The sequence below is a fragment of the Actinophytocola sp. genome, assembly GCF_035634895.1.
In the GTDB taxonomy this organism is placed as follows: Bacteria; Actinomycetota; Actinomycetes; order Mycobacteriales; family Pseudonocardiaceae; genus Actinophytocola.
Window position 1 is genome coordinate 33489 of the sequence record NZ_DASQCC010000061.1, and the last position, 11228, is coordinate 44716.

The window sequence follows — 11228 nt, forward strand, 5'->3', positions numbered from 1 at the left end:
CGTACGAGCTCCTTCAGCGGTTGAGGTAGTTGCTGAACGCCTTGATCTGGAAGGCCTGGAAACCGGTCAGGGACACGCCGTCCCTGCTGCGGAACAGGCCGGGCATCGACTGCCCCTGCTTGCCGGTCAGCGCGGCGTAGGCGAAGAGCATCCGGACGCGGCGCCGGCGCTTGCGCTCGTAGGCACGCAGCAGGGACGCGGGGTCACCGGGCCGGCTCAGCTCGTTGCGCAGCATCCAGGCGTCCTCCAACGCCTGGTTGGCGCCCATGCCGGTGCGGGGCGGGACGGCGTGCACGGCGTCACCCGCCAGGGTCACCCGGCCCCGGCCCCACCAGCGCGGCACCTTGTGCAGGATGTGTGGGAACACGCTGACGTCGGCGTCGGTGATGGAGTCGAGCAGCTCCGGCAGCGGCGAGGCGTAACCGGCGAACCGGGACTTGAGGTTGGCCACCGGCGAGTCCGTCCGCTCGGTGCCGGGCGCGGGCGGCGGGGCGACGTCGCCGTTGGCCCACGGGGTCTCGAACGCCCAGTACAGCATGCTCTCGCCCAGCGGGTGCATGACGCACAGCCCGTTCTTGCCGGCCAGCGTCTGCACGCGGTGGCTGTTGGTGAGCGGGACGTCCAGCCGGGTGGTGCCGTGCCAGGTGGCCCAGCCGGTGTAGCTGGCCACGCTCTCGCCGAACAGGTGGGTGCGCAGCACCGACCGGTGCCCGTCCGCGCCGATGAGGACGTCGGCCTCCAGCACGGTGCCGTCGGCCAGCTTGACCTGGATCGGGTCGTTCGAGCCGACGGGCTCGGCGAACTTCGAGGCGAGCGCGTTGAACCGCAGCGTGCCGGGTGGCAGCTCGGCGGCGATGTGCTCGACCAGCACGCTGCGCCGGATGACGATGTTGGGGCTGTCGAACTTCTCCGCGATGCGGTCCAGCTCCACCCGCACCAGCGGGTCACCGAACTCGGACTGGATGTCCACCCGGTCCAGCAGGTGGCCGGGCAGCTTCTGGTGCGGGATGCCGAGGTCGCCGAGGATGCCCGTGGCGTTGGGCCACAGGATCACCCCGTAGCCGCCCTTGCGCAGCTCGCCCGCCTGCTCCAGGACGGTCACCTCGTGCCCGTCCTTGCTGAGGGCGTACGCGGAGGCGACCCCTGCGAGGCCGGCCCCGATGATGATGATTTTCACCGGTTTTCTCCTTGTGTCGAGCCGGCCGGGGTCAGCCGGGGTAACTCGGTGTCTATGCCGGTCTCTGCCAGCCAGTCGGCGAGGGTCGCCGCGCAGGCGGTGGAGTGTTCCTCCAGGATGCTGAAGTGGTTGCCCGGCGACGTGCGTGCATCGTGTGGCAGTGCCCAGAATGCTTGCCATTCAAGGGTTTCCGCGATGCTGTCGGCCCACGCGTCGCCCGCCTTGATCAGCAGGGTCGGCGTGGTGATCGGCGCGGGGTCCCAGCCACCGAAGATCCGGTGGTAGGCACCCATGGCGGCCAGCCGGGCGTCGTTGGCCATCGCGAACTTGCTCTCCCGCGACAGCATCGCCTCGGCCATGGACGGTTCGAGCGACGGCAGCTGGTCGTAGTCCGGCGCGTACGTGTCGATCAGCGTCAACGCGGCCGGGGCGCTGCCCAGCTCCTCGAGGCGCTGGGTCACGACGTGTGCGACCCAGCCGCCCGCCGACCGGCCGATGAGGACGTACGGGCGGTCGCCGACGGCCTGGCGGATCGAGTACGCGTGCCAGTCGGCCAGTGCCGCCAGCGAGGACGGCACCTTCTGGCCGGCCAGGAAACCCGGCTCCGGGAACACGAGCACGTCCCGCCGATCGCGGAAGAACGTCGCGAACCGCGCGTACTCGTGCGGGCCGGACACCGGGCTGAACGAGGGCAGGCAGATCAGCAGCGGGCCGCCGGCGCCGGCGGCGAGCCGGTCGGGCTCGACCGGCTCGGGCTCGGTGAAGGAAGGCTGGAGCTTCGAGGCGACCTTCAGCAGGTCCAGTCCGTCCTGCGACTGTGCGCGCAGGCAGGCCTGCCAGTACAGGGTCGCGAGCGGGCCGTCGAACTCCTCCCGCCGCGTCGTCGGGGCCGTGCCGCCGATCTGGGTGTGCAGGTAGTCCGCCAGCGCCTCCGGCGACGGGTGGTCGAAGATCATGTTGGTCGGCAGCTTCAGGCCGGTGGCCGCGGTCAGCCTGTTGCGGAGCTCCAGCGCGGTGAGCGAGTCGAAGCCCAGCTCCAGGAACTTGCGGTTGGTCTCGACCGCGTCCGTGCCGGCGTGTCCCAGGATGGCGGCGGCCCTGCTGACGACCAGGTCGAGCAGGATCTCCTTGGCCTCGTGGGTGGACAGTCCGGCCAGCCGGTCCACGATGTTCTGCTCGGTCTGCTCGACCGCCACCGGCTTGACCAGCGACCGCAGCAGCGGCTGGATCTCACCACCCGCCTGGGGCGCCAGGTCCAGCTTCGCGGTGACCAGCGCGGCCGGGCCCGCGACCCGCGCCGCGTCCATCAGCGCCATGCCCTCCACTGTGGACAGTGCGGCGACGCCGCCGCGGCTCATGCGTTCCCGGTCGGCCTCGGCCAGGTGCGCGGTCATGCCGGAGCGCTCTGCCCACAGGCCCCACGCCATCGCGACGCCGGGGAGGCCGACGGCCCTGCGGTGTGCGGCAAGCGCGTCGAGGAACGCGTTGGCCACGCCGTAGGCGCCCTGGCCGGCGCTGCCGAACGTGGCGGCGGCGGAGGAGAACAGGACGAACTCGCTGATCGGGTGACCGGCGGTCAGCTCGTGCAGGTTGACCGCCGCGTCGACCTTCGGCGCGAGCACGGTGTCCAGCGACTCCCCGGTGATCGAGGTGAGCAGTCCGTCGGAGATCACGCCGGCGGTGTGGAAGACGGCGGTCAGCTCGACGCCCGACAGCAATGCCGCGAGCGCGGTCCGGTCGGCGGCGTCGCAGGCCTCGAGGCGGACCGTGGCGCCTGCAGCGGTCAACTCGGCGACCAGCTCGGCGGCACCGGCCGCGGCCGGGCCGGAACGGCTGATCAGCAGCAGGTCCCGGACGCCCGACGCGACCAGGTGACGGGCCAGTGCCGCGCCGAGGGTGCCGGTCGCGCCGGTGACCAGGACGGTCCCGGCCGGGGTGGCCGGCGCGGTGGTGGCGAGCGCCCTCGTCAGCCGGGGCACGAGGATCTCGCCGTCCCGGACGGCGATGATCGGCTCGGCGACGGTGAGTGCCTGGCCTAGCTCGTCGTCCGTGACGGTCTCGGGGGCGTCGACGAGGGCGAACCGGCCGGGGTGCTCGGCGGCCGCGGCCCTGACGAGGCCGGCGACCGGCGCGAGGCGCAGGTCCGGGGACGTGGGGTCGAGGGCGCCGGCGGTACGCAGGACCAGCCGGCCGTCCTCGTCGGCGGCGAGCCAGTCCCGCAGGCGGGCCAGCACCGTGGTGGCGACCTCGCGGACGGCGGTGGGCAGGTCGCCTGCCCGCGGGTGATCCACGTCGACCACCGTGTTCTGGGAGGCCTGGCCACCCGTGGCCGGCGTCCACTCCAGGGCGAAGAGGTTCGGCGTGTGTTCCGGCGCCGGGCCCGCCAGCCAGAACCGCTGGTGCTGGAAGGGGTAGGTGGGCAGCTCGACCTGGCTCGCGCCGGCGGCGAGGTGGTCGACGTCCACGTGGACGCCACGCACGTGCAGGGCGGTCACCGACCGCAGGAAGTCGACGAGGTCACCCTGGTCGCGGCGGAGCGTGCCGGCCGCCACCGTCTTCGCCTCGCCGGTGTCGGCGGTGTCCTGGATGGCCATCGTGAGCACCGGGTGCGGGCTGGCCTCGACGAAGGCGGCGAAGCCCTCGTCGACCAGCGCGCGGACGCCGGCCTCGAAGTGCACCGTCGAGCGCAGGTTGCGGTACCAGTACTCGGCGTCCGCCGGCACGTCCAGCCAGCGGGAGTCCACCGTGGAGTAGAACGGGATCTCGGGCTCCTGGGGAGTGATCCCGCTCAACGCCGCCAGGATGTCGGCGTGGATGCGTTCCACGTGCGCGCAGTGGGACGCGTAGTCGACCGGGATCTGCTTGGCCCGCACGCCTTCCTCGGTGAGCGCGGCCACCAGGTCGGTGATGCCGGTGACGTCGCCGGAGACGACCGTCGCCGCCGGGCCGTTGACCGCGGCGACCGACACGCCGTCGGGCAGCCTGCCGGCCACCTCGCCGGCCGGCAACGCGATCGACGCCATGCCGCCGATGCCGGTGATCGCCCTGATCGCCCTGCTGCGCAACGCGACCACCGTCGCCGCGTCCGCCAGGGACAACGCACCAGAGACGGCCGCCGCGGCGATCTCACCCTGCGAGTGGCCGATGACCGCGGCCGGGCGCAGGCCGTAGGACTCCCACAGCGCGGCGAGCGACACGTACACCGCCCACAACGCGGGCTGCACCACGTCGACGCGCTTCAGTGCCTCGGCGTCGCCGAGCACGTCCAGCAGGGACCAGTCCACGACCGCCGACAACGCCGCCGCGCACTCGTCGAGCCGGGCCGCGAACACCGCCGACTCCCGCGCCAGCGCCAGTCCCATGCCGGCCCACTGCGCGCCCTGGCCGGGGAAGACCAGGACCGGGCGGCCGGTGACGTCGGCGTAGCCGGTGATCGGATCGTTCAGCGCGGCGAGGAAACCCTGCACGTCGGTGGCGACCGCGCCGGCCCGGTGCGGGAAGGTGGCACGGCCACGCAGCGAGCGGGCGACGTTCGCCGTGCCGAGCAGCGGGTTGGTCCGGACGTGGTTGCGCAGGCGGGTGACGGCGTCCAGTGCCGCCTGCTCGGTGCGGCCGGAGACCAGCCACACCGCCGTGCCGTCCACGCGGTTCTCGTCGAGCGCCTCGCCGCCCTCGATGATCACGTGCGCGTTCGTGCCGGAGATGCCGAACGAGGAGATGCCGGCCCGGCGGGGCCGCTCGCCCGCCGGCCAGGTCCTGCCGTCGGTGAGCAGCTCGATCGCGCCTGCGGTCCAGTCGACGTGCGACGACGGCTCGTTCACGTGCAGCGTCGCCGGCAGCTTCTCGTGCCGCAGAGCCATGATCATCTTGATGACGGCGGCCACGCCGGCGGCGGACTGGGTGTGTCCGATGTTGGACTTCACCGAGCCCAGCAGCAGCGGCGTCGCGCGGTCCTGGCCGTAGGTGGCCAGCAGTGCCTGCGCCTCGATCGGGTCGCCGAGCTTCGTGCCGGTGCCGTGCGCCTCGACCACGTCGACATCCGAAGTGCACAGACCGGCGTCGGCCAGCGCGGCGGTGATCACCCGCTCCTGCGACGGGCCGTTCGGCGCCGTCAGGCCGTTCGACGCGCCATCCTGGTTCACCGCGGAGCCCCTGACGACCGCCAGGATCCGGTGGCCGTTGCGCCGGGCGTCGGACAGCCGCTCGACCAGCAGCATGCCGGCGCCCTCGGAGAAGCCGGTGCCGTCCGCCGCGTCGGCGAACGCCTTGCACCGGCCGTCCGGCGCGAGGCCGCCCTGGCGGCTGAACTCGACGAACAGGGCCGGGGTCGCGAGCACCGCCACTCCTCCGGCCAGCGCCAGGTCGCAGTCGCCGGCCCGCAGCGAGCGCACCGCGAGGTGCAGTGCCACGAGCGACGACGAGCACGCGGTGTCCACGGTGATCGCCGGGCCCTCCAGGCCGAGGGTGTAGGCGATCCGGCCGGACGCGACGCTGCCCGCGCCGCCGTTGCCGAGGAACGGCACGACCTCCTCGGGAACCTCGCCGCCCCGGGTGGTGTAGTCGTGGTACATCAGGCCCGCGAACACGCCGGTCTTGCTGCGCCGCAGGGAATGCGGGTCGATGCCGGCCTGCTCGACGGCCTCCCACGACGTCTCCAGCAGCAGGCGCTGCTGCGGGTCCATGGCCAGCGCCTCACGCGGCGAGATCCCGAAGAAGCCGGGGTCGAAGTCGGCCGCGTCGGCGAGGAACCCGCCCGTGCCGGCGCCGACCCAGCCGCGGTCGGCCGGGAAGTTGCCGATCGCGTCGCCGCCGTCGGCGAGCAGCGCCCAGAACTCGTCGGGGGTGGTGATCCCGCCGGGCAGCCGGCAGGACATGCCGACGATCGCCACCGGCTCGGTGTGCCGGTCGACCTCCGCCCGCAGCCGCTCGTTGTCCTTCATCGAGGCGCGTAACGCGCTGACGATGCGTTCGGTTTGGTCGCTCATAGCGCACCCTCCAGGCCGAGAGCCAGGTTGACGAGGTCGTCCACGCCCAGGTCGTCGATCGCGGACGTGGTCGCCTCGGCCTCGACCGGCTGCTCCGGCACCAGGTCGACGGCGAGGCGTTCGGCCAGGTCGGCCGGGGTCGGGTAGTCGAACACCAGGGTGGCCGGCAGCCGCAGGCCGGTAACGGCGTGCAGGCGGTTGCGCAGCTCGACCGCGGTGACCGAGTCGAAGCCGAGCTCCCGGAACGCCCGGCCGGCCTCGACGGCGTCGGCCGTGGTGTGCCCCAGCACGCCGGCGACCTGTGTGCGGACCAGGTCCAGCAGCAGGTTCTTCTTGTCCGCCACGGTGGACAGCCTGCCCAGCCGGTCGGCCAGTCCCTGTGTGTCCTGCTGGGTGGTCACGGCCTTGCGGGCCGCGCGGACGATGCCCCGCAGCAGCGGCGGGATCGTGCCGCCGGCACGGACCGCGGCCAGGTCGAGCCGGGCCGGCACGACGTGGGCGCCGGTGGTGGCCAGTGCCGCGTCGAACAGGGCCAGACCGTCCTCTTCGGACAGTGCGACCACGCCGGCCGTGCGCAGCCGGTCCAGCTCGACGTCGGTGAGGTGCCCGGTCATCCCGCTCGGCGCGGCCCACAGGCCCCAGCCGAACGACCGGGTGTTCGGCCGGGTCGCGGCGAGTGCGTCGAGGTAGGCGTTGGCCGCGGCGTAGTTGCCCTGGCCGGGACTGGGGAACGTGGCGGCGGCCGAGGAGAAGAGGACCAGCTCGACGCCGGCGTCGAGCAGCGCGACCAGGTTGGCCGCGGCGTCCACCTTGGGGCGCAGCACGTTCGCAACCTGCTCGGCGGTCATCGTGTCGATCAGCGCGTCGTCGAGCACGCCGGCCGCGTGGACGACGGTGCGGACCGGGTGCTCGGCGAGCACCGCGGACAGCGCGTCCCGGTCGGCCGCGTCACAGGCCACGATGGACACTCGCGCGCCCAGCTCGGTCAGCTCCGCGACCAGGTCGGGTGCCTGGCCGGTGCGGCTGGTCAGCACCAGGTCGGTGACGCCGTGCTCGGTGACAAGGTGGCGGGCCAGTGCGCTGCCGATGGTGCCGGTGCCGCCGGTGATGAGCACGGGGCCGGTGACCGGTCGCCGCGGGTCCGGCACGCGCCGGGACAGCCGGGGCACGAACAGCTTGTCGCCGCGGATCGCCACCTCGGGCTCACCCGTCGCCAGCGCGGCCGGGATGAGGGCGTCGTTGTCGCTGTCGACGAGGACGAACCGGTCGCCCTGTTCGGCCTGGGCGGACCGCACCATGCCCCACACGGGAGAGGCGTCCACCGCGCTCGCGTCCGGGCCGGCCGCGCCGCGGGTGACGAACACCAGCCGGCCGGCCTGGCGCCAGTCGCGGGTGGCCGCCAGCGCGGCCATCGCCGACTCGTACGGCGTGCCGGCCGGGACCTCGAAGATCTCCGTGTCGGCCGCCTCGGCCGTGGTGTCGACGGGGACCGGCGTCCAGTCGACCGCGAACAGCGAGTCGCGGGTGTGGCCGGCCCGCAGGGCCTCCTCGCTGATGGGCCGGACCACCAGGCCGTCGACCGTGGCCACCGGGGCGCCGGTCATGTCGGCGACCGCGATGGCGACCGAGTCCGGGCCGAGGCGGGTCAGGCTGACCCGGACCGCGGTCGCGCCGGCGGCGTGCACGGTGGTGCCGGTGAAGGCGAACGGCAGGCCCGCGGTGTCCAGCAGGCCGAGGCCGAGCGGGTGCAGGCAGGCGTCCAGCAGCGCCGGGTGCAGGCAGTAGTCGGCCGCGTCGGTGCGCAGCGTGGCCGGCTCGGCCGGCAACGCCACCTCGGCGTAGATGGTCTCGCCGGCGCGCCATGCCCTGCGCAGGCCCCGGAAGGCCGGCCCGTACTCGAACCCGCCGTCGGCCAGGGCCGAGTAGAGGTCGGTGAGGTCCGCCTCGGTCGAGCCGGGCGGCGGCCACGCGCCGCCGAGGTCGACCGGGGTGCCGGCGACGCTCGACAGGAGGCCGCTGGCGTGCCTGGTCCACGGCTCGTCGAACGCGGCACCGTTCGGTCGCGAGTGGACGGTCACCCCGCGGCGGCCGCGGTCGTCCGGCGCGCCGACGGCGACCTGGATGGCCACGTCGCCGCGGTGGGGCAGGACCAGCGGCGCCTCGATGGTCAGATCCTCGACCACCGGGGTGCCGACCTCCTCGCCGGCCCGCAGCGCCAGCTCGACGAACCCCGTGCCGGGCAACAGCACCGTGCCGGACACCGCGTGGCCGGCCAGCCACAGCTGGGCGCCCCGGGTGAGCGAACCGGTCAGCACCAGGCCGTCGGCGTCGGCGAGCGGAACGGCGGCGGCCAGCAGCGGGTGACCGGTGGCGCCGATGCCCGCGGCCGTGACGTCCCCGGCGCCCGACGGGAGGTCAAGCCAGTACCGGTCGCGCTGGAAGGCGTAGGTCGGCAGGTCGACCACCTGGCCACGCAGGCCGAAGTCGACGTCGACGCCACGCACGGACAGCTCGGCGGCGTTGCGCAGGAACCGGCGCAGGCCACCGTCACCCCGGCGCAGCGAGCCGACCAGCACGGCCGGCGTCGACGCGGTGTCGACCAGGTCGGCGACGGCCGGGGCGAGCACCGGGTGCGGGCTGGACTCGACGAACACCCGGAACCCGTTGTCCAGCAACGCACGGACACCGGCCTCGAAGTGCACGGTCGAGCGCAGGTTGCGGTACCAGTACTCGGCGTCCGCCGGCACGTCGAGCCAGCGGGAGTCCACCGTGGAGTAGAAGGGAATGCTCGGGGTCCGCGGTGTGATCCCGGCCAACGCGGCCAGGATGTCGGCGTGGATGCGCTCCACGTGCGCCGAGTGGGACGCGTAGTCCACCGGGACCCGCTTGGTCCGGACGCCACGGGCGTCCAGGCCGGCGAGCAGCTCGTCGAGCGCGCCGGCGTCGCCGGCCACGACCACGGAGTGCGGCCCGTTGATCGCGGCCACGGACACGCCGGCCGGCAGCAGCGGGGTCACCTCGTCGACCGGCAGGCCGATCGACCCCATGCCCCCGATCCCGGTGATCGCCCTGATCGTCCTGCTGCGCAACGCGACGACCGTCGCGGCGTCCTCGAGGGACAGTGCGCCGGCGACGGCGGCCGCGGCGATCTCGCCCTGCGAGTGACCGATCACCGCGTCCGGACGGATCCCGTAGGACGCCCACAGCGCCGCCAGGGACACATAGACCGCCCACAGGGTCGGCTGGACCACGTCCACGCGTGCCAGCAGGGCCTCGTCGGTGATCGCGTCGTACAGCGACCAGTCCACGTGGGGCGCCAGAGCCTCGGCGCACTCGGCGAACCGGGCCGCGAACACCGGCGCGGTGTCGACCAGCTCGACTGCCATGCCGAGCCACTGCGCGCCCTGGCCGGGGAACACGAACGCCGTGCCGCCGATCACGTCCGCGGTCCCGGTGAGGGGCAGCTCGGCGAGACCGGCCAGCGCCTCGTCGACGTCGCCGGCGACCACGGCCGCCCGGTGGTCGAACGCGGTTCTGCTGTGCCGCAGGGAGAACGCGACGTCGCCGAGGTCGGTCGCGCCGGTCAGGGCAGCGGCGAGGGCACCGGCCTGGCCGTGCAGGCCCGTGGCCGTCTTCGCCGACAGCAGCAGCGGGACCGGGCCGGTCATCGGCTCGACCGCGGCGGGCGCCTGCTCGGGCGCCTCCTCGATGATCAGGTGGGCGTTGGTGCCCGAGACGCCGAACGAGGACACGCCCGCCCGGCGCGGCCGCTCGCCGCGTTCCCACGGGCTCGGCTCGGTCAGCAGCTCGACCGTGCCGGCCGACCAGTCCACATGGGACGTCGGCCTGTCCACGTGCAGCGTCTTCGGCAGCAGGCTGTGTTGCAGCGCCAGCACGACCTTCATCACGCTGGCCACGCCCGCCGCGCACTGGGTGTGCCCGATGTTGGACTTCAGCGAGCCCAGCCGCAGCGGCGTCTCCCGGTCCCGGCCGTAGGTCGCGATCAGCGCCTGCGCCTCGATCGGGTCGCCGAGCGTGGTGCCCGTGCCGTGCGCCTCGACGTAGTCGACGTCCGCGCCGGACAGGCCGGAGACGGCCAGCGCGGCGCGGATCACCCGCTGCTGGGACGGGCCGTTGGGTGCGGTCATGCCGTTGGACGCGCCGTCCTGGTTGGTCGCGCCGCCGCGGACCACGGCGAGCACCCGGTGGCCGTTGCGCCGCGCGTCCGACAGCCGCTCCACCAGCACCATGCCGACGCCCTCGCTCCAGCCGGTGCCGTCCGCCGCGTCGGCGAACGCCTTGCACCGGCCGTCGGTGGACAGGCCCTTCTGCTGGCTGAACAACACGAACATGCCGGGCGTCGACATGACCGTCACGCCGCCGGCCAGCGCCATGTCGCACTCGCCGGAACGCAGCGAGGCCACCGCCATCTGCAGTGACACCAGCGACGAGGAGCACGCCGTGTCCACCGAGACCGCGGGCCCTTCCAGGCCGAAGGTGTAGGCGACGCGGCCGGACGTGACGCTGGCCGTGGTGCCGGTGCCCAGGTACAGGTCGACGCCCTGCGGCAGGTCGGTGACCGTCGCCCCGTACAGCTGGGAGGTCGTGCCGACGAACACGCCGGTGCTGGTGCCACGCAGCGAGACGGGGTCGATGCCGGCGTTCTCGATGGCCTCCCACGAGGTCTCCATGAGCAGGCGCTGCTGCGGGTCCATGGCGATGGCCTCGTTCGGCGAGATCCCGAAGAACGCCGGGTCGAACAGCGGCGCGTCGGTCAGGAACCCGCCGTTGGCCGTGTAGCTGGTGCCGGCGGCGCCGTCCGGGTCGTAGACGGACTCGAGGTCCCAGCCGCGGTCGCTCGGGAAGTCGCCGACGGCGTCTACCTCGTCGACCAGCAGCCGCCACAGGCCCTCGGGGGTGGTGACGCCGCCGGGGAAGCGGCACCCCATGCCGACGATCGCGACGGGCTCGTTCTGCTTCTCCTGGTACTCGCGCAGGCTCCGGCGGGCCGTCTGGGCGTCGGCCAGTGCCTTCTTGAGGTACTCGCGGAGTTGTGCTTCGTTCGC

2 protein-coding genes and 1 pseudogene are annotated in these 11228 nt (G+C 73.6%); all 3 read right to left on the minus strand.

The window, feature by feature from the left end; translation table 11 throughout:
• Positions 1–13 precede the first annotated feature (13 nt).
• Complete coding sequence (locus VET29_RS08740) at positions 14–1177, minus strand: FAD-dependent oxidoreductase (protein WP_324917255.1); 1164 nt, start codon at positions 1175–1177, stop codon at positions 14–16.
• The gene (locus VET29_RS08745) at positions 1174–6162 is read right to left on the minus strand and encodes a type I polyketide synthase (protein WP_324917258.1); all 4989 of its coding nucleotides are present in this window, start codon (positions 6160–6162) and stop codon (positions 1174–1176) included. The genes VET29_RS08740 and VET29_RS08745 overlap by 4 nt, the downstream gene beginning before the upstream one ends.
• Positions 6159–11225, minus strand: a pseudogene (locus tag VET29_RS08750) (SDR family NAD(P)-dependent oxidoreductase); the annotation flags it as partial. The gene VET29_RS08745 and the pseudogene VET29_RS08750, both read right to left, overlap by 4 nt.
• Positions 11226–11228 lie beyond the last annotated feature (3 nt).